The 18761-nt window shown below is 65.6% G+C and carries 19 protein-coding genes; 10 read left to right on the top strand and 9 right to left on the bottom strand.

Annotation, left to right across the window (positions count from 1 at the left end):
- Nucleotides 1-21 precede the first annotated feature (21 nt).
- The 4 genes from thiE (at nucleotide 22) to AC5RVN_RS01670 (ending at nucleotide 5243) form a co-directional block, all read left to right on the top strand.
- Nucleotides 22-759: a thiamine phosphate synthase gene (gene thiE, locus AC5RVN_RS01685; protein WP_494136878.1), complete on the top strand. Its 738-nt coding sequence runs from the start codon at nucleotides 22-24 to the stop codon at nucleotides 757-759.
- A gap of 103 nt (nucleotides 760-862) precedes the next feature.
- Complete coding sequence (locus AC5RVN_RS01680) at nucleotides 863-2350, top strand: RNB domain-containing ribonuclease (RefSeq protein ID WP_494136877.1); 1488 nt, start codon at nucleotides 863-865, stop codon at nucleotides 2348-2350.
- A gap of 293 nt (nucleotides 2351-2643) precedes the next feature.
- Nucleotides 2644-4362 carry a DEAD/DEAH box helicase gene (locus tag AC5RVN_RS01675; protein ID WP_494105445.1) on the top strand — a complete coding sequence of 573 codons (1719 nt, stop codon included), beginning with the start codon at nucleotides 2644-2646 and terminating at the stop codon, nucleotides 4360-4362.
- 8 nt (nucleotides 4363-4370) lie between these two features.
- Nucleotides 4371-5243, top strand: a complete 873-nt coding sequence (locus AC5RVN_RS01670) for a DNA-methyltransferase (protein ID WP_494136876.1) — start codon at nucleotides 4371-4373, stop codon at nucleotides 5241-5243.
- A 70-nt stretch (nucleotides 5244-5313) separates the two neighbouring features.
- On the opposite strand, the gene AC5RVN_RS01665 is transcribed toward AC5RVN_RS01670, so the two are convergent.
- A complete protein-coding gene (locus tag AC5RVN_RS01665) occupies nucleotides 5314-6162 on the bottom strand; it encodes a PHP domain-containing protein (protein WP_494041832.1) in 849 nt (282 codons plus the stop codon).
- A gap of 80 nt (nucleotides 6163-6242) precedes the next feature.
- On the opposite strand from AC5RVN_RS01665, the gene AC5RVN_RS01660 reads away from it, so the two are divergent.
- Nucleotides 6243-7823 carry an aminopeptidase P family protein gene (locus tag AC5RVN_RS01660; RefSeq protein ID WP_494136875.1) on the top strand — a complete coding sequence of 527 codons (1581 nt, stop codon included), beginning with the start codon at nucleotides 6243-6245 and terminating at the stop codon, nucleotides 7821-7823.
- A 73-nt stretch (nucleotides 7824-7896) separates the two neighbouring features.
- Here the strand turns inward: AC5RVN_RS01660 and AC5RVN_RS01655 are convergent, their stop codons facing one another.
- A complete protein-coding gene (locus AC5RVN_RS01655) occupies nucleotides 7897-8841 on the bottom strand; it encodes a YflT domain-containing protein (RefSeq protein ID WP_494041834.1) in 945 nt (314 codons plus the stop codon).
- 77 nt (nucleotides 8842-8918) lie between these two features.
- Between AC5RVN_RS01655 and AC5RVN_RS01650 the strand changes: the two genes are divergently transcribed.
- The 3 genes from AC5RVN_RS01650 to AC5RVN_RS01640 are packed head-to-tail and all read left to right on the top strand — an operon-like array spanning nucleotide 8919 to nucleotide 12025.
- Nucleotides 8919-10202, top strand: a complete 1284-nt coding sequence (locus tag AC5RVN_RS01650) for a magnesium transporter MgtE N-terminal domain-containing protein (RefSeq protein WP_494041835.1) — start codon at nucleotides 8919-8921, stop codon at nucleotides 10200-10202.
- Complete coding sequence (locus tag AC5RVN_RS01645; protein WP_494105449.1) at nucleotides 10186-10884, top strand: DUF1003 domain-containing protein; 699 nt, start codon at nucleotides 10186-10188, stop codon at nucleotides 10882-10884. The genes AC5RVN_RS01650 and AC5RVN_RS01645 overlap by 17 nt, the downstream gene beginning before the upstream one ends.
- A 25-nt stretch (nucleotides 10885-10909) precedes the next feature.
- Nucleotides 10910-12025, top strand: a complete 1116-nt coding sequence (locus AC5RVN_RS01640; protein WP_494042027.1) for an Mrp/NBP35 family ATP-binding protein — start codon at nucleotides 10910-10912, stop codon at nucleotides 12023-12025.
- A gap of 28 nt (nucleotides 12026-12053) precedes the next feature.
- Here the strand turns inward: AC5RVN_RS01640 and AC5RVN_RS01635 are convergent, their stop codons facing one another.
- From AC5RVN_RS01635 to sigE, 3 genes are all read right to left on the bottom strand, one after another.
- Nucleotides 12054-12467, bottom strand: coding sequence for a twin-arginine translocase TatA/TatE family subunit (locus tag AC5RVN_RS01635; RefSeq protein WP_494136874.1), 414 nt, complete (start codon nucleotides 12465-12467; stop codon nucleotides 12054-12056).
- A gap of 69 nt (nucleotides 12468-12536) precedes the next feature.
- On the bottom strand, nucleotides 12537-13403 hold the full coding sequence (locus AC5RVN_RS01630; RefSeq protein ID WP_494041838.1) for an anti-sigma factor: 867 nt from the start codon (nucleotides 13401-13403) through the stop codon (nucleotides 12537-12539).
- A gap of 7 nt (nucleotides 13404-13410) precedes the next feature.
- Nucleotides 13411-14025: an RNA polymerase sigma factor SigE gene (gene sigE, locus AC5RVN_RS01625; protein WP_494041839.1), complete on the bottom strand. Its 615-nt coding sequence runs from the start codon at nucleotides 14023-14025 to the stop codon at nucleotides 13411-13413.
- A 230-nt stretch (nucleotides 14026-14255) separates the two neighbouring features.
- Here sigE and AC5RVN_RS01620 point away from each other — a divergent pair, with 230 nt between their 5' ends.
- The gene (locus AC5RVN_RS01620) at nucleotides 14256-14888 is read left to right on the top strand and encodes an O-methyltransferase (RefSeq protein ID WP_494041840.1); all 633 of its coding nucleotides are present in this window, start codon (nucleotides 14256-14258) and stop codon (nucleotides 14886-14888) included.
- Nucleotides 14889-14933: 45 nt separating this feature from the next.
- Here AC5RVN_RS01620 and AC5RVN_RS01615 read toward each other — a convergent pair whose 3' ends face one another.
- The 4 genes from AC5RVN_RS01615 to AC5RVN_RS01600 form a co-directional block, all read right to left on the bottom strand.
- On the bottom strand, nucleotides 14934-15101 hold the full coding sequence (locus AC5RVN_RS01615) for a DUF3117 domain-containing protein (RefSeq protein ID WP_494041841.1): 168 nt from the start codon (nucleotides 15099-15101) through the stop codon (nucleotides 14934-14936).
- A gap of 232 nt (nucleotides 15102-15333) precedes the next feature.
- Nucleotides 15334-16596 carry a hypothetical protein gene (locus AC5RVN_RS01610; RefSeq protein WP_494136873.1) on the bottom strand — a complete coding sequence of 421 codons (1263 nt, stop codon included), beginning with the start codon at nucleotides 16594-16596 and terminating at the stop codon, nucleotides 15334-15336.
- Entirely contained in the window at nucleotides 16593-17021 is a 429-nt protein-coding gene (locus AC5RVN_RS01605) for a DivIVA domain-containing protein (RefSeq protein WP_494136872.1), read from the bottom strand. Before AC5RVN_RS01605 ends, AC5RVN_RS01610 begins: the two co-directional genes overlap by 4 nt.
- A gap of 31 nt (nucleotides 17022-17052) precedes the next feature.
- Nucleotides 17053-17835 (bottom strand): LOG family protein, encoded by a 783-nt coding sequence (locus tag AC5RVN_RS01600; RefSeq protein WP_494105453.1) that lies wholly within the window; start codon nucleotides 17833-17835, stop codon nucleotides 17053-17055.
- 103 nt (nucleotides 17836-17938) lie between these two features.
- Between AC5RVN_RS01600 and AC5RVN_RS01595 the strand changes: the two genes are divergently transcribed.
- The gene (locus AC5RVN_RS01595) at nucleotides 17939-18694 is read left to right on the top strand and encodes an amino acid ABC transporter ATP-binding protein (RefSeq protein WP_494041845.1); all 756 of its coding nucleotides are present in this window, start codon (nucleotides 17939-17941) and stop codon (nucleotides 18692-18694) included.
- The last annotated feature ends 67 nt before the right edge of the window (nucleotides 18695-18761 follow it).

Raw genomic sequence — 18761 nt, 5'->3', positions numbered from 1 at the left:
AGAGGAACTAGGCTTTGGTCCATGAATGTGTCCCACGCCCCTGCCGCCGGCACTGACGTCCTTGGCAGCGCGAAGATCAGCAACGGCCTTCACGCTGCCCGCCTTTATCTCTGCACCGATGCGCGCACGGACCGCGGGGATTTCGGGGATTTCGTTGATGCCGCTTTTTCCGGTGGCGTGGACATCATCCAGCTCAGGGACAAGAACATCGAGGCAGCCGAGGAGCTCGAACTGCTGGCCGTCCTCAAGGAAGCGGCAGAGCGGCACGGCCGGCTTTGGGCCGTCAATGACAGGGCGGATATCGCCGTATTGTCCGGTGCCCCGGTGTTCCATATCGGCCAAAAGGATCTGCCCCTCGAGGCTGCGCGGACCCTGCTCAACGGCAATGCCGCCATTGGCCTCTCCAGCCACAGCCCGGCGCAGGTGGACGCCGCCCTGGCTGCAGCCTCGGCTCCGGCAGGCTTGGATTACTTCTGTGTAGGCCCGGTTTGGGCTACCCCCACCAAACCGGGACGGGCCGCGGTAGGGCTCGACCTGGTGAAGTACGCCGCAGAAGCTGCGCGGACGGCCGGCCTGGAAGGGCAGTCCGACGACGGCCTCCCCTGGTTCGCGATTGGGGGCATTGACCATGGCAACGTGGAGCAGGTGGTGGCTGCAGGCGCGCGCAGGATCGTGGTGGTCCGCGCCATTACGGAAGCTTCCGATCCGGCAGCGGCCGCCGCTGCGCTACTCGCGGCGCTGGACGCCCGGAAGCCCTGACTTCGGGCGCCCGAGCGACGGCGTCCGCGGCGGGATCAGCAACGTGGGGTGATCCGGGCCCGGCACCTGCATTATGGCCGGGATTCGGGCTAGGCTGATTTTCGTGTCACACCATCGGCTGGCTCCCAACGTCCACGAGCACAACAACGCGCTCGAGGCGGCCCTGAGCGCCCTGCGGACCGAGCTGGAGTTGCCGGGCGCCTACCCGGAGGACGCGGTGGCTGACGCAAAGGCGGCCGTCGAGTCCCTGCAGCTCCCCAGCCATGACCTCACCGGCATCGAATTCATCACCATCGATCCGGCGTCGTCGACGGACCTGGACCAGGCCCTGTTCATCGAGCCGGACGGCGACGGCTACCACGTGCTGTATGCCATTGCGGATGTGCCCGCCTTCGTGGCCCCCGGCGGGCCCCTGGACGCGGAAACGCGCCGGCGCGGCCAGACGTTCTATGCCCCCGATGGGCGGATCCCCTTGCATCCGGAGGTCATCAGCGAACAGGCCGGAAGCCTCCTCCCCGGCCAGGACTGCTCCGCGTTCGTCTGGGACTTCCGCCTGGACAGCGCCGCCGGGGTGCAGTCCGTAGCGGTAAAGCGGGCCCGGATGCGCAGCCGCGCGAAGCTCAGCTACAAGGGCGTGCAGGCCGAGCTCGACGCCGGCACCGCGGCCCCGGTGCTGCTGCTCCTTAGGGAGGTGGGGCTCAAGCGCGTGGAGCTGGAGCGGGCCCGCGGCGGTGCCAGCCTGAACATGCCGGAACAGGAGATCGTCCAGCTTCCCGACGGCGGCTACCGGATTGCCGCCGCTCCCCAGCTTCCGGTGGAGGACTGGAACGCACAGATATCCCTCATGACCGGAATGGCTGCGGCCCAGCTCATGCTGGCGGGGAAGGTGGGCATCCTGCGCACCATGCCTTCCCCGGACGAGCGCTCCCTGAATCACTTCCGGCTGCAGACCGAGGCCCTGGGCAAGCCCTGGGACGGCGAAGTCAGCTACGGCGAATACCTGCGGAGCCTGGACCCGACGGAACCCCGCCAGCTGGCCATCATGCACTCCGCCGGCATGCTGTTCCGGGGCGCCGCCTACACGGCCTTTGACGGGTCCGTCCCGGAGGACGCGGTGCAATCGGCCATCGGCGCCGCCTATGCGCACACCACCGCCCCGCTGCGCCGGCTGGTGGACCGCTTTGTGCTGGTGATTTGCGAGGCTTTGAGCAGCGGCGGCGAAGTGCCGGGATGGGCGAGGGAGGCCCTTCCGTCCCTGCCCGAGATCATGGCCGGCTCCGACCAGCTGGCATCCCGGATGGAGCGCACGGCCCTGGATACCGTGGAGGCGGCCCTGCTGGTCAACCACGTGGGGCAGGAATTTGATGCCATTGTCATCTCCGGGTCCAAACCGCAAAAAGAGAACGGCAGGAACGGCAACGGCAACGGGAAGAACGGCCATGGCAACGGCGGTTCGGGGATCGTCCAGATCGCAGATCCGGCGGTGACTGCCCGCTGCGCCGGCGAACTGGAGTCCGGCACCAAGGTCCGGGTCCGCCTGGTCTCCTCCGATATCGCCACGCGGGAAGTCCATTTCGAGCTCGTCGAGTAGCGGCGGCACGGCCCGCAACTACGGCCCCTGGCGGCCAAAGCCGGGAATCGGGCTGTTGCGGCTAGACTGAAGAAGTAGAAATGGATGCCCGGTCGTTGATTTCCTTGAAACCAACAAGCCCGCCCCTACGCGATCTTGAGATACACCCGTTGGTCACCAGTGCCAGCAATTAGATAGCCCGCGATCGGCTTCCACTGGAATTGCGTGTGCGCCCGAGCGTGCTCCGGAACAGCCTTGCGGCCGGCCCGTTGAGCAGGCAGCGCCATTGCCCAAATGAATAAGGAAACTCCCCAGTGAGTGAATTGCATACCCACCAGCTTCTGACCGACGAGACCGGCACCGAAGTTATCGAGCCCGAAGAAACCATCATCTCGGACGAGTTGCCCCACGAGATCGAGGAAAAGTCCTTCGCGGACTATAACGTCCGCGCTGACATCGTTGAATCCCTGGCCGACGCGGGAATCACCCACCCGTTCCCCATCCAGGCCATGACCCTGCCGGTTGCCCTGTCCGGCCACGACATCATCGGCCAGGCCAAGACCGGTACCGGCAAGACCCTGGGTTTCGGCATCCCCGCCCTTCAGCGCGTGGTGGGCCAGGACGACCCCGGCTATGAGAAGCTGGCCGTTCCCGGCGCGCCCCAGGCCCTGGTGATCGTGCCTACCCGTGAACTCGCCGTGCAGGTGGCCAACGACCTGCAAACAGCGTCCCGGAAACGCAACGCCCGCATCGCCACCATCTATGGCGGCCGTGCCTACGAGCCCCAGGTGGAGGCCTTGACGAAGGGCGTGGAGATCGTGGTGGGCACACCCGGCCGCCTCATCGACCTCTACAAGCAGAAGCACCTGAGCCTGAAGAACGTCAAGATCGTCATCCTGGACGAAGCTGACGAGATGCTCGACCTCGGCTTCCTGCCCGACGTCGAAACGCTCATTGCCGGGACCCCCGCTGTCCGCCAGACCCTGCTCTTCTCCGCCACCATGCCCGGCCCGGTCATCGCCATGGCCCGCCGCTACATGACCCAGCCCACCCACATCCGCGCCGCAGATCCGGACGACGAGGGCCTGACCAAGCGCGATATCCGGCAGCTGATCTACCGTGCCCACAGCATGGACAAGACCGAAGTGGTGGCCCGCATCCTGCAGGCCCGCGGCCGCGGCCGCACCATTATCTTCACGAAGACTAAACGGACCGCGGCCAAGGTGGCGGAGGAACTCGTGGACCGCGGCTTTGCCGCCGCTGCCATCCACGGCGACCTGGGCCAGGGCGCCCGCGAACAGGCACTGCGTGCCTTCCGCAACAACAAGGTGGACGTCCTGGTGGCCACCGACGTCGCCGCCCGCGGCATCGACGTGGACGACGTCACCCACGTGATCAACTACCAGTGCGTGGAAGACGAAAAAATCTACCTGCACCGCGTCGGCCGCACCGGCCGCGCGGGCAACAAGGGCACCGCCGTGACCTTCGTCGACTGGGACGACATGCCGCGCTGGGGCCTCATCAACAAGGCCCTGGGCCTCAGCGTGCCCGAGCCCGTCGAAACCTACTCCTCCTCCCCGCACCTCTACGAAGACCTGGACATCCCCGAGGGCACCAAGGGCCGCCTGCCCCGTGACAAGCGCACCCTTGCCGGGGTGGATGCAGAGGTCCTTGAGGACCTGGGGGAAACCGGCAAGAAGAACAACAGCCGCGGCACCCGTGACGGCGGCCCGTCCCGTGAGCGCGACGGGCGGGACCGCACCAGCCGCGGCCGTGACAGCAGGGGCGGAACCCGCGACGGCGGACGCACCGGCGGTGACTCCGCAGCCCGCACGGGCGAGCGCCGCCGTCGTACCTCCGATGCAGCTGCAGCCCCCGCTGCCGCCGGCGACGCACCCGCCGCTGCCCCGGCTGCAACCGAGGGCGAGCAGCCCTCGCGCGCCCGCCGTTCCCGCACGCGTACCCGCCGGCGCAACGGCGAGGTAGTGGCCGGCAGCGACACCGCGGCACAGCATGGCAGCACCGAGGCCTAATCCCCTTCATGACTGACACTGTCTGGGCGCCGGACGGCAGCAGCCTGGTGGTACACGCGGACAACGCGGAGTTCCTCCCCTCGCTGCCGGACGGCGCCTTCACACTGATATACGTGGATCCGCCGTTCAACACCGGCCGCCCGCAGCAGCGCCAGCAGACCACCATGGTGGCTAACGCAGACGGCACCGGCGACCGGGTGGGTTTCAAGGGGCGCTCCTACGACACCGTCAAAGGGGCGTTGCACCGCTACGACGACGCGTTCAGCGATTATTGGTCGTTCCTGGAACCGCGGCTCGTCGAGGCCTGGCGCCTGCTGGCTGAGGACGGCACCCTGTACCTGCACCTCGACTACCGCGAAGTGCACTACGCCAAGGTGATGCTGGACGCCATCTTCGGCCGGGAATGCTTTCTTAACGAGATCATCTGGGCCTACGACTACGGCGCCCGTGCCAAGAACCGCTGGCCCACAAAGCACGACAACATCCTTGTGTACGTGAAAAACCCGGCCAAGTACCACTTCGACAGTGCCGAGGTGGACCGGGAACCCTACATGGCTCCCGGGCTTGTCACCCCCGCCAAGCGGGAACTGGGAAAGCTGCCCACGGACGTCTGGTGGCACACCATCGTCTCGCCCACCGGCAAGGAAAAAACCGGCTACCCCACCCAGAAGCCGGAAGGCCTGGTCCGCCGCGTGGTGGCGGCCTCAAGCCGGCCCGGTGACTGGTGCCTGGACTTCTTTGCGGGCTCCGGCACGCTGGGAGCCGTAGCCGCAAAGCTCGGCCGGAAGTTTGTGTGCGTGGACCAGAACCAGCCCGCGATCGACATCATGGCCAAGCGCCTGGGTGCGCACGCCGAGTTCAGCTCGTTCCCACCCAACTAGCTCGCATTAGATGTCGTTTTGACCGCTCAAAACGACATCTAATGCCAGTCAGTTGGGTGGGCGGGAGCGGTCAGGGGCGGACGACGGCGGTCCCGGTCCCCATGTCCTCGATGCGGGCCAGGACCTCGGGCGCCGTCAGGTTTTCGCCGAGCAGGTTGGGTTTGCCGGTCCCGTGGTAGTCGGACGATCCGGTGATCAGCAGGTCATGCCGGGCGGCGAGCCTGCGGAGGAACCCGCGGCCGTCCTCGGAGTTGTCCCGGTGGTCGATCTCCAGGCCGGCGAGCCCGGCGTCAATCATCTCCTGATACACCTGCTCCCCCACGATGCGGCCGCGCGAGGAGGCCACCGGATGGGCGAACACGGGTACGCCGCCTGCTGCCCGGACCAGTTCGACGGCGGTGGCCGGGTCCGGCGCGTAGTGCTGGATGAAGTAGCGGGACCGGGAGGTGAGGATGGAGGCGAAGGCCTCGGAGCGGTCCTCCACCACACCTGCAGCCACGAGCGCGTCCGCGATGTGCGGGCGGCCCAGGGTGGCGCCCGGCGCCACATGGTGGATGACGTCGTCCCAGGTAAGCGGGTAATCCTCAGCGAGCAGCGTGACCATCCGCTCGGCGCGGGTCTGCCGGGCATCCTTGGCCTTGGTGATTTCCTCCAGCAGCCCCAGATGTGCAGGATCATGCAGGTAACTCAACAGGTGGACGCTGATGCCCTGCTCGGTTCGGCACGAAACTTCCATCCCGGGCACCAGGGCCACGCCGTGCTCCGCTGCCGCAGCGGACGCCTCCACCCAGCCGGCGGTGGAATCGTGGTCGGTCAGGGCCACCACGTCCAACCCGGCGCGGGCTGCCGAGGCCATCACGTCGGCGGGCTTTTCCGTGCCGTCGGAAACATTGGAGTGGGCATGCAGGTCAATCCTCACCATCCCAGCCTAGTAGACCCCGGCTCCCCCGTTCATTCCGGTATTCGCCCAAGCCTTCATGCTGGTGAGACGATGGTGCCGTGAACGATGCCGATAACACCCAAAATTCTGCTGCCCAGCCTCTGGAAGAGCGCGTCAACAACCGCTCCCAGCGGCCCAGTTCCGATGCCTTCAAGGCCTTCATGGCCAGCAACTGGGCTCCGTCAAGCCAGGAACTTCCGGTCCGTGACGCCGTCGCCGGCCACGCCGCGACCCGGCGCAAAGCCATCTCCGACCAGTTCAAGGGCGAACGCCTGGTCATCCCGGCCGGACCGCTGAAGGTGCGCTCGAATGACTGCGACTACCGCTTCCGTCCGCACTCGGGCTTCGCGCACCTCACCGGGCTTGGCCTTGACCACGAGCCGGACGCTGTCCTGATCCTGGAACCCGTTGAAGAAGGTAAGGGCGACGACGGCGGCAACCACCGCGCCGCGCTTTACTTCCGGCCGCTCGCCGGGCGTGACACCGAACAGTTCTACGCCGACTCACGCTCAGGCGAGTTCTGGATCGGCGCACGTCCCACGCTCGCTGAGTTTGAAGCCCGCCTCGGCCTTGCCACGGCACACATCGACCAGCTCGAAACGGCCATCACCAAGAATGTGGGCGCCCCTGAAATTGGCGGCATCTCCATCCGCCTGGTCCGCAAGGTGGACGAAAACATCGACGCCCTTGTGGACACCGCCCGGTACAACACGGCCAAGGACCCCGACAACCTGGACCTCGCCGTCCTCGACGCCCTGGACGAAAAGCTCAGCGAAGCGCTCTCTGAGCTGCGCCTGCTCAAGGATGAGTGGGAGATTGAGCAGATGAAGCTCGCAGTCGCCGCCACCGTGGAGGGATTCGAGGAAGTAGTCAAGGCATTGCCCCGGGCACTGACGCACGACCGCGGCGAACGCGTCGTGGAGGGCGCCTTCTTCGCCCGCGCCCGGGAGGTGGGTAACGAACTCGGCTACGACACCATTGCTGCCTCGGGCAACAACGCCACCGTCCTGCACTGGACCCGCAACACCGGAAAAATCAACGCCGGGGAGCTGCTGCTGCTGGACGCCGGCGTGGAAGTCGACTCGCTGTACACCGCCGACATCACGCGGACCCTGCCGGCGACCGGGGTGTTTTCGGAGGTCCAGCGCAAAGTCTACGAAGCGGTGCTCGACGCCGCGGATGCCGGCTTTGCTGCCGCTCAGTTGGGAACCCGGTTCCGTGAAATCCACACCGCCGCCACGACGGTCTTGGCCGAGCGCCTCGCGGAGTGGGGCCTCCTGCCCGTTACCGTCGAAGAAGCGATTAGCCCTGAGGGCCAGCAGCACCGCCGCTGGATGCCGCACGGAACCAGCCACCACCTTGGCCTCGATGTGCACGACTGCGCCCAGGCCAAGCGCGAGCTGTACCTGGACGGCATCCTTACCGAAGGCATGGTGTTCACCATCGAACCCGGCCTGTACTTCAAGGAAGAGGACCTCGCCATTCCCGCTGAATACCGGGGCATCGGCGTGCGGATCGAGGATGACATCCTGATGACCGCCGGGGGCCCGGTGAACCTCAGCGCCGCCCTGCCGCGCAAGGCGGACGACGTGGAGGACTGGATGGCGGGCATCTACCGCGAGGCCGACGGCGCCAGCTAGGCACACCAAAAAGCGGGGCCACCGGAAGAAGTTCCGGTGGCCCCGCTTCTGTTTTCGGCTTGCTGCCTGGGAATTACTGCCGGAGATCATCCGGGCGCTGGTCGTCTGCCGGACGATGGTCCGCCGGCTGCCCGGCGTCGGCCTGTTCTGCCGAATGCCGCGCCGGTACGTGCGGCGCCGGGGACTGCCCGGCGTCGGACGCCTCGCCCGCGGGACCCTGCGGAAGACGGACGCCGTACTGGGGCCGGCCGTCCGGCAGGTCGGGGTACCGCACCGCCCGCGCAGGTGACGGCGCAGGCTGCTGCTGATCGCCGGCGTCGGGCTGCTGCCCGGTTGGCGTTCCGTACGCGGAACTCCCCTGCACTGAAGACCCCGACGGCTGGTTGCCCGAAGACTGGCCGTAGGGGTCGTTCCAGCCCGAGGGACGGGCAGGACCCTGGCCCGGCTGCTGGTAGGGCTGGTTCTGGTAGTCCCGCTGCGTGTAGGGCCCGTTGCCCGCGGCCGCGTCCGAGCGGGTCATGGGCAGCTGCTGCAGCAGCCGGCGTGCCTCGTGGGCCGCCTCGGGCGAGACGACGACGTCATAGCTGGTGGCCACCACCTGGCTGGTGGAGGTGAAGTCGCGCTTTCCGCGCTGCATGGCGTAGGTGACGATGCCGAAGAGCATAAAGAACGCAGCGCCCATCAACACGGACGTCAGGATGGAGAAGTATCCCGGTGACGGCGCGAAGAAGGAGAGCATAACGCCCACGAACAGGCCGAACCACATGCCGCTCAGCGCTCCGGACAGAGCCACGCGCGGGTAGCTCAGGCGCCCCGTGACCCGTTCCACCATCTTCAGTTCGTTGCCCACGATGGATACCATGTGGACCGGAAACTGCTGGTCCGCGAGGTAGTCCACGGCCTTCTGCGCGTCAAGATAGGAAGTGTAGGAGCCCACGGTTTCGCCTGTGGGAACTGCGCGGGCTTCGTCCACGCCGTTGGGCCCGCCAGCTTTGGGAGCACCAAAAATGTTTGCCATAGTCCCATTCTTGCCCATGACTATGTGTGCCGCCTGTAAATTCAGCTAAAAGAGAGCAGACTCGGTAGCCTGTAGGAGTGAGCACAACTCCTACCCGCGTCTTTGTGGCGCGCCTGCTGGGCCTGGACGTCTTTGACCCGCTGGGCGACCGGCTGGGCCGGCTGCGTGATGTTGTTGTGCTTTCCCGCGGCGCCCAGGGCGCCCCGCACGTGGTGGGCATCGTGGTGGAAGTACCCGGAAAGAAGCGGGTCTTTGTGCCCATGACGCGGATCACCTCCATAGACCAGACCCAGATCATTTGCACCGGCCTGGTAAACCTGCGCCGCTTCGAGCAGCGCGGCGCCGAAACACTGGTGGTCGCGGAAATGTTCGACCGCCGCGTCACGCTCCGGGACGGCAGCGGTGATGCCACCATCGAAGACATTGCCATGGACCAGCACCGCTCCCGCGACTGGTTCGTCAGCAAGCTCTTTGTCAGGCGGGGCCATTCCCTCTCGCCGCTGAGCCGGCTCCGCCGTAACGAAACCCTCATCATTGACTGGGCGGACGCCCTGCAGGGCCCAAGGACCGAACCGCAGGCTGCCACCCAGTTCGTGGCGAACCACGAAGACCTCAAGCCCGCGGACTTCGCCGAGGCTCTCCAGGAGATGAGCGACAAACGCCGCTTCGAGGTGGCCAGTGAGCTGCAGGACGAACGCCTGGCGGACGTCCTCCAGGAACTGCCTGAGGATGACCAGGTGGAGATCCTGTCCGCCCTGGACGTCCAGCGTGCTGCAGACGTGCTGGAGGAGATGGACCCCGACGACGCCGCCGACCTCCTTGGCGAGCTTCCCTCCGCGCAGGCGGAGGAACTGCTCCAGCTGATGGAGCCCGAGGGCGCGGAGGACGTCCGGCGCCTGCTGGAATACGACGAGGACACCGCCGGCGGCCTGATGACCCCCGTACCCGTCATCCTGCCGCCTGAGGCCACGGTGGCCGAGGCACTCGCCCATGTGCGGCGTGAGGAACTTTCCCCCGCGCTTGCCTCATCCATCTTTATTGCCAGGCCTCCGCTGGAGACCCCTACCGGGCGCTTCCTCGGCGTCGTCCACATCCAGCAGCTGCTCCGGTACCCGCCGTTCGAGCCGCTGGGGAACCTGGTGGACAAGAACCTGGAGCCGCTGTCCGACCAGGCCCACATCAGTGAGGTTGCAAGGACCCTGGCTACCTATAACCTGAACTCCCTTCCGGTGGTTAACGACGCCGGCCGGCTTGTGGGGGCGGTGACTGTCGATGACGTTCTGGATCATCTGTTGCCGGATGACTGGCGCGCCCATGATGGCGAAGCCCCGATAAGAAGGCTCGGTGGCCGCATTGGCTGACAGCACTGCTCCGAAGAACCCCAACCAGCGTCTGCCTGCCAAGGCTGCGGCGAAGGGCAGCCTGGACACCCCGCTCAGTGGGCGCCAGCGGATCCTGCCCAAGTTCTCCCCGGATCCGGACGCCTTCGGCCATGCCACCGAAGGCTTTGCCCGTTTCATGGGTACGCCAACGTTCCTGGTTTACATGACGGTCTTTGTGGTCATTTGGCTGGCCTGGAATACATACGCGCCCCTGGCCTGGCAGTTCGATTCCCGCGACCTCGGGTTCACCCTGCTGACCCTGATGCTGTCCCTGCAGGCGTCCTACGCCGCTCCCCTGCTGCTGCTGGCGCAGAACCGCCAGGACGACCGCGACCGCGTCTCGCTGCAGCAGGACCGCCAGCGCGCCGAACGCAACCTGTCAGACACCGAATACCTCACCCGTGAACTGGCTTCACTCCGGATCGCGCTGCGCGAAGTGGCAACCCGTGACTACGTCCGCGCGGAGCTGCGCTCGCTCCTCGAAGACATGCTGGAAGCCCAGGAGGAGCTCCGGACCCACGATCCTTCCGGGCAGGGCCAACACGAATCCCCACGCGACAAGGTACGCGAAAAGCTTAAGGAACAGCGTGACCGGCAGCGGAACCCCCGCACCCAGCAGATTCCCCGGGTCAGGCCCGGGCACTCCACCCAGGACCGCTAAGGAGTACCACATCAACAGCACTTCCATGGACGGGGCGGTCCACGCCGCCCTGGCCACGGTCATCGATCCCGAACTCCGCCGCCCCATCATCGAGCTGGGCATGGTGGAGTCCGTCGACGTCTCCGTGGACGGAAGGGTCAACCTGGTTGTCCTGCTCACCATCTCCGGCTGCCCGCTGCGGGACACCATCACCGCCGATGCCACTAAGGCCCTGCTGGCAGTACCGGGGGTATCCGCCGTCGACGTGGAGCTCAAGGTGATGACCCAGGACCAGCGTGATGCCCTCAAGGAGCTGCTGCGGGGTCCCGGCGGCCGGCGCGGCATCCCTTTCAACGAACCCAACTCGCTCACCAAGGTCTACGCGGTGGCCAGCGGCAAGGGTGGGGTGGGAAAGTCTTCGGTGACCGTTAACCTTGCCTGTGCCCTGGCGGCTCAAGGGCTTCGGGTAGGAATTGTGGACGCCGACGTTTACGGCTTCTCTGTTCCGGCGCTGATGGGCATCAGCCAGGCGCCCACCCGGGTGGACGACATGATCCTTCCGCCGGTGGCCTACGGCGTGAAGGTGATTTCCATTGGGATGTTCGTCAGCGGCAACCAGCCCGTGGCCTGGCGCGGGCCCATGCTGCACCGCGCCCTTGAACAGTTCCTGACCGATGTTTACTTCGGCGACCTGGACGCGCTGTTCCTGGATCTGCCACCCGGCACGGGCGACATCGCCATCTCGGTGGCCCAACTGCTGCCGAAAGCCGAAATCCTGGTAGTCACCACGCCCCAGGCCGCCGCGGCCGACGTCGCTGAAAGGGCCGGCGCCATCGCCACCCAGACAGGGCAGTCAGTGGCTGGCGTTATCGAGAACATGTCCTACCTGGAAATGCCCGACGGCGGCAGGATGGAACTGTTTGGCAGCGGCGGTGGGGCGGTCCTCGCCAAACGGCTGACAGCCACCGTGGGCTCCGACGTACCGCTGCTGGGGCAGATCCCGCTGGACATCCAGCTGAGGGAGGGCGGCGACACTGGGGTACCGATCGTCCTGGGCCAGGCAGGAACACCGGCGGCGGAAGCGCTTTCGGGCATCGCCGGCAGGCTGGCGTCCAAGCCGCGGGGCCTGGCCGGGATGAAGCTGGGGCTACAGCCCCGCTAAGGCCTTCCCCCGGCATGGTTCTGCCTTGCTAGGTGGCTTCCGTGTCGAAAGGGGCCGCCTCGCCGGCGGGCAGCGTTTGGAGCACAAGCCCGGGCCGCTTCCGGGCGGCGGTGTCAGCCTCCGCTACGGCGGCGGCGCCGGCGACAGCCGCAACAGCAGCAGGCGCCCCGGCGCTGACAGGCTTGGTGTCATCGTCCAGCAGGGCTTCCTTGATAATGCGCCGGGGATCGTACTGGCGGGGGTCGTACTTCTTCCAGTCGACATCGTCGATGTCGATCCCCACTTCTTCCTTGATCTGTTCGCGCGCGCCGGAGGCCATGCGGCGGAGTTCCTTGACCAGGTTGGCCAGTTTCTGCGTGTATTCGGGCAGCCGCTGGGGACCGATCACGAGGACGCCAATGATCAGCAGAAGAAAGAACTCCGGGCCGTTGATTCCAAACACTTTAGGAAGATTACCCTCTCCGGGCTGCCAGTGACGATTCGCGTCCGCAGGCTGCGGGAACGGTCCGTTTTACTGCGTAAATGCAGCCGCGATCCTGTTCATGCCGCGCTGCAGGCGTGCGCCCACCGCTTCAGGCTCCCCCGTCTGCGGACCGTCCAGCACGTGCGCCGTAATACCCCTTCCGGCCTGTTCGCTGAGGCGCTGCAGTATGGGAAGGGCATCGTCGGCCTGTTCCGCGGGAAGGTTGGAGACATAAGTGAAGGTGCGGCCCTGGGTCCGGTAGGTGGCCGACCAGGGCGAAGAATTTAGGACCCGCAAGGGAAGATCTTCCTGCCCTGCACCTTGATCAGCTGCTGCTTTATCCTCGGGGCCGTGCCGTTCGGTAACGGTGGCGTAGTGCGTCCCGTCGGAAAGCTTCAGCTCGACGGCGGGACCGCCCTCAAGCACCACCGCTTTCGCCGACTCCAGATGGAATCCCATCGCCTCAAGCTCCGGGCATACCCAGCCTTCCGAGCGCAGGCCGGACAGCCGTTCGGCGCTCAGCGCCCTGCCGTCCGCCGGGGTCTGTGCAGAGACCTGGGACAAGGTGGCGGCTGCTTCGGCACCTGCCGGGGAGGGATCACCGCCCGCGGCGAAAGCACCGGCGGCAAGAACACCGGCAGCAGCAACAGTGCCTCCCGCTGCGAAGGCTAGCATCCTGGCCGCGGCCCATCGCGGCTGATGCTGCGCGGCGGCAGGCGGCGGCTCGGCAGCCAGCTCCCGGGTCCTAACCAGAAGCCGGGCAGTAAGGTCATCGCTTGCCGGCGGTATGGGCGCATCCCGGAGCCGTTCCAGGTACTGGCGCTCCCGGCGCACGGCAGAAGCGCATTCGTCGCAGGACCGGATATGGCTGGCGGTGCGCTGATGCCTGCGGCCGAGCGGAAACTGGGGCCTCATGCGCCGTTCAGAGGATGCCGGCAATGCGCGGCAGCGACAGTTTCGGCCTGGACTGGTGCGGACGCGGGTCGCGGTGGGCCAGCTTCTCGCGGAGCATGGTGCGCCCACGGTGGATGCGGGAGCGCACGGTGCCGAGCTTCACCCCGAGGGCTTCGGCAACCTCGTCGTAGGACAAACCTTCAAGGTCGCACAGAACAACAGCGGCCCGGAAGTCCGGCGGAAGTTCCTCAAGCGCGGCCTGGACATCGAGGTCCAGGTTGTTGAGCTCGAAGCTCTGCTCCGGCCCCGGTTCCCGCCCGGGAATCCTGGATTCGGCGTCCTCTGCAAGGGCATCGAACCGGATACGTGTTTTCCGCCGAGCCTGGTCCAGGAAGAGGTTGGTGGTGATGCGGTGCAGCCAGCCATCCAGCGTTCCGGGCTTGAAATTCTCCAGCGAACGGAAGACGCGGACAAACACTTCCTGGGTGAGGTCCTCGGCGTCGTACTTGTTACCGGTCAGGCGGTAAGCCAGCCGGTAGACCTTGGCAGAGTGGTTGGTGACCACTTCTTCCCAAGTGGGGCGGACCCACTCGCCCTCGGGATTGTTTGCTGCAGGGACAGGTGCCACAACTGGTGATGACATCGTCCACTCCCCTCGTGGAATGCTAACGCCCGGATACTGTTGACATAGTTGATTCGGCGCCGACCACCCTGTGGATGAGCGGATAATAATCATTTCAAATCTGTCTGGGAATTTCCTGACTGCAGGACAACTTCAGCCGTGGGCGCAACAGCCCCGCTTCCCGGCTGTTGTCCCACGACCCAGTAGGCTGTAGAGGACCACTCCCCCTGCCGCCCAGAAAGCGAACATCCATGAGCGCCGACAAGTCCACCAGCTGGTCCTACGCAGAAGATCTGCCCGCTGAGGATGAGGTCATGCTGCGGGCGCGGGAGCGGTCTTTCGAACTGGGCGTCACGCCCGTCGGTCCGGGCGTCGGTGCCGTCCTGACCGTGCTGGCGGCCTCGTCCAAGGCGCATACCGCCGTCGAGATTGGAACGGGCGCCGGCGTGTCCGGCGTCTGCCTGCTCCGCGGCCTTGGTCCGCAAGCCGTCCTCACCACCATCGACGTTGACGTTGAACATCTCAAAGCCGCGCGGGAGGCCTTCTCGGAAGCCGGCAGCCCGGCCAACCGGACCCGCACCATTTCGGGCCGCGCCGGCGACGTCCTTCCGCGCCTGACAGACAGGGCCTACGACCTGGTGTTCATCGACGCTGACAAGCCGGGACTTCCCGGTTACGTGGAGCAGGCCATCCGCCTCCTCAAGCCTGCCGGACTGCTGATCATCAACGACGCGCTGGACAAGGATAAGGTGGCCAACCCGGCCGGCCGCGAGGCCAACACTGTGGTCCTGCGCCAGGTGGGCAAGAGCATTCGCGACGACGACAGGCTGGCGTCGGCCATGCTTCCCACCGGCGACGGCCTGCTGGTAGCAGTCAAAAAATAGGACAGGACCCGCAAGCCGAAGGCTTGCAGATCCTGTCCTGCACAATTATTCCGTGACGCCGACCAGGCATTCCTTGAGGTTGGCCGCTTCGGCAGGGTTCAGTTCGACCACCAGGCGCCCGCCGCCTTCGAGCGGGACGCGCATGATCAGGCTGCGGCCCTCCTTGGTGACTTCCATTGGGCCGTCGCCGGTGCGTGGTTTCATAGCCGCCATGAGGAATTCCCCTCCATTAGTCCCAGGACTGATCAGCCCGGGTGGGCTGTGTCCGCATGTAGATCAAGCTGCCATGGCGGAGCGATTGGACACCGCCACGGCTGCACGTACTCTGAATGCTTTTTGTCCTTGCTTACTTACCATTATCGCGGAATTACCCGTCCGTAGCTAATTGATGGATATTTACGGACCGGTCTAATTTCCGCCCTGACCTGCAACGAAGCAGGAATTGCTATGGCGGATAATCACCCCCGCCGGGCAGTGGCGCCCATGCCCACAGCCACACGATCCACACTATCTGCAGCAGCAGGAACATCACCACGACGGTTCCCCGGTAGGCCCTGGACCGGGACACGAGGGCGGCGCCCAGTGCCAGCGGGAATAGCGGCAGCAGCATGCGAAAAGTACTTGTTTGCGGGTGCAGGAACGTCACCAGGTAGCCCATGTAGCAGGCGCACCACAGGCGGAGTTCGACCCCAAGTTGGACCACCGGGGGCACGTACAGCACCGCGGCGAAGAGGGCCACGAAGACAAAGGGCGCAAGCAATCCGAGCACCGGGCCGAAGAGGTCGACGCCGGTGTCGAACCATGGCTTGAACGGGACCAGGTCGTGCCCGCGCCACGCTGTTTCGGTTTTCGTGTAGGCCCGGATATCTCCGGTGGCCGCCCATGCTGCTGCGGGCCATGCCAGGGCGAACACTCCTGCCACGGCAGTGAGCGCGGTGAGGGTCGCCAGATCCCGGAGCGAATGCGGCTGCGGCTTTGCACCGGTTTTTTCGATGCGTCCGAAGCGCTGCCCGATGCGGTACAGGAGGAGGAACCCGAGCATCGCAGCGAACGGTACACCCACCGGACGGGAAAGGCACAGCAGCACCACTATGGGGATGGCCCACAGGTACCGTCGCCGGACCACGAGCAGCAATGCAGATGCCAGCAGCAACATGGACAACGGCTCAGCGTAGGGAACCTGAAGGATGGCGGACACAGGGAATACGGCAAAGAAGGCCACTGCCCACAACGATGGACCGTGTGCTGCCTTCTGCCGGAAAAGGGCGTAGACCACCAGGGCAGCCGCCAGGCCGGACACCATCGCGATGATGGTCAGCGAAGCGGCAGGTGCCAGACCGGTAAGCCTGCTGAGCCCGCCGGCGAGGGAGGGGTACAAGGGGTAGAACGCCCAGGCATTTTCCTGGACCCTGCCGGTCCCGTCGGTAGGAAGTGTCACCGGGTAGCCGCTGGTAATTATTCGGGCGTACCAGCCTGCGTCCCAGATGTTTATGAAATTCCAGTAATCGGGCTTGGCGGGGAACCAGGGGTTGGGTCCCTGGTGCAGTGCTGCAGCCATGAAGATTCCGGCGCTGATGAACCGCGCCATGACATAGATGGCCGAAACCTGGAGCCACCAGGGCAAGCTCCGGAGCGTTTCACCGGATCGGACGGCGAGCGCCTGGACGGACGTTGGAATTCCTGTTCCCCGACGGGTAGCGGTGCTCACGCGCGATCTTCTCCGGCCCCGGATCCTGCGCCGGCCTGCCCAGCGGCTTCGGCGGTGACAGGCTTTGCGTGCGCTCCGGTGCCGGCGGAGGGTCCCGCTTCTTCCAATGCCTGCAGCCGGGCCTTCAGGCTTTCCACTTCGTGCCGGCTTGCCGCAAGCTGGTCCCTCAGCTCATCCAGTACCTGGTCCACCTGGTCCATCCGGTAGCCCCGCAGGCCCAGCGAGAACCGCACACGGTCAACGTCCTGGGGCGCAGCATTGGCCGGCAAGAGGACCGGCGGGAGGTTGGCGGGGGGCTGCTCGAAACCGCCGTCAAGCAGGGCAGGCAGGGGGCGGCCGCCGGGCGTCCCGGAACGGCTCCCTGTGCCGGCCCACAGGACGGCGCCGATCAGGGCCACGGCGAGGAAGACCAGGAAAAAAGTCACTACCCCATCGTGCCAGACCCTGCCGCCTTCGCTACTCCGGGCGCTGTTCGCCGTTCAGCGAGGGGGTGATGCCCGCTTGGAGCACACGGTCCACCGCTTCCGCGGGGTCATCCACCACCTGGATCAGGTCCAGGTCCTTCTCGGAGACCATGCCCTCAGCCACCAGGGTTCCCCTGATCCAGTCGATCATCGGGCCCCAGAACTCGACGCCTAGCAGCACGATCGGGAAGGACGTCACCTTCCGCGTCTGCACCAGGACCATGGCCTCGAAGAGTTCGTCGAGCGTTCCAAGGCCGCCCGGCAGGACGATGAATCCCTGGGCGTACTTGACGAACATCGTTTTGCGGGCAAAGAAGTACCGGAAGTTGATGCCCAGGTCCACCCATTGGTTCAGGCCCTGCTCAAACGGCAACTCGATGCCGAGTCCCACGGACACCCCGTTGCCCTCCACGGTGCCGCGGTTGGCCGCCTCCATGGACCCTGGACCGCCTCCGGTGATGACGGCGACTCCGGCCTCAGCCAACTTGCGTCCCACCTCGACACCCATCTCGTAGTACGGGCTTCCAGGTTTGGTCCGGGCGGAACCGAAAACGCTGACCGCCTTGCCGATGTCCGCCAGCGCTCCGAAACCCTCGACGAATTCGCTCTGTATCCGCAGGACACGCCACGGATCGGTATGGACGAATTGCCCCGGGCCCTTGGTATCAAGCAGATGCTGGTCGGACATCTCCACGGCGGCCTGTTTGCGGCGCAGTTCAAGGGGGCCTTTACGGCGCGGCTGGGAGTTCTTGGCCGGATCTGCATTGATGCTCATTCCCCTAGGCTAACCTCCCGTTGCAGGTATCTCTTGAATCACGATCCGCAGGAACCTGGGGTGATTCGCGTCATAAGCTTGTGTTCTTCGCTAGATTCTTCCTATGACTACTCATGTGCCCGGCGATGCCCTCGTCTCCCTGAACGCCGTAAATAAGCATTACGGCCAGCTGCACGTTTTGAAGGACATCAATCTGCAGGTCCGCAAGGGCGAGGTTGTTGTGGTCATCGGGCCGTCCGGCTCCGGTAAGTCCACCTTGTGCCGCGCCATCAACCGTCTGGAAACCATTGAAGGCGGCACTATCAGCATCGACGGAAAGGTCCTTCCGGAAGAAGGCAAGGAACTCGCGCAGCTCCGTGCCGACGTCGGAATGGTCTTCCAGTCCTTTAATCTCTTCGCGCACAAGACCATCCTCGAAAACGTCACCCTCGGCCCCGTCAAGGTCAAAGGCGTTGCGAAGGCAACCGCGGACAAGGACGCCATGGCGCTGCTTGAACGCGTGGGCGTCGGCCACCAGGCGCCGAAGCTTCCCGCCCAGCTTTCCGGCGGCCAGCAGCAGCGCGTTGCCATCGCCCGGGCCCTGGCCATGAAGCCCAAGGTCATGCTGTTTGATGAGCCCACGTCGGCGCTGGATCCCGAGATGATCAACGAGGTCCTGGACGTCATGATCCAGCTGGCAAAGGAAGGCATGACCATGATCGTGGTGACCCACGAAATGGGGTTCGCGCGCAAAGCCGCGGACCGCGTGGTCTTTATGGCGGACGGCCAGATCGTCGAGGACGCCACCCCCGAGGAGTTTTTCACCAATCCCAAGAGCGAGCGCGCCAAGGATTTCCTCTCCAAGCTGCTCACCCACTGAAGACCAAACGAACAAACACTCTCAGTTCGCACTCAGGCCGTGACCCACGGCCATCAATGAAAGGAAT

This window comes from Arthrobacter sp. sptzw32 (assembly GCF_059089735.1).
This window is presented reverse-complemented; position numbering and strand designations above follow the sequence as displayed.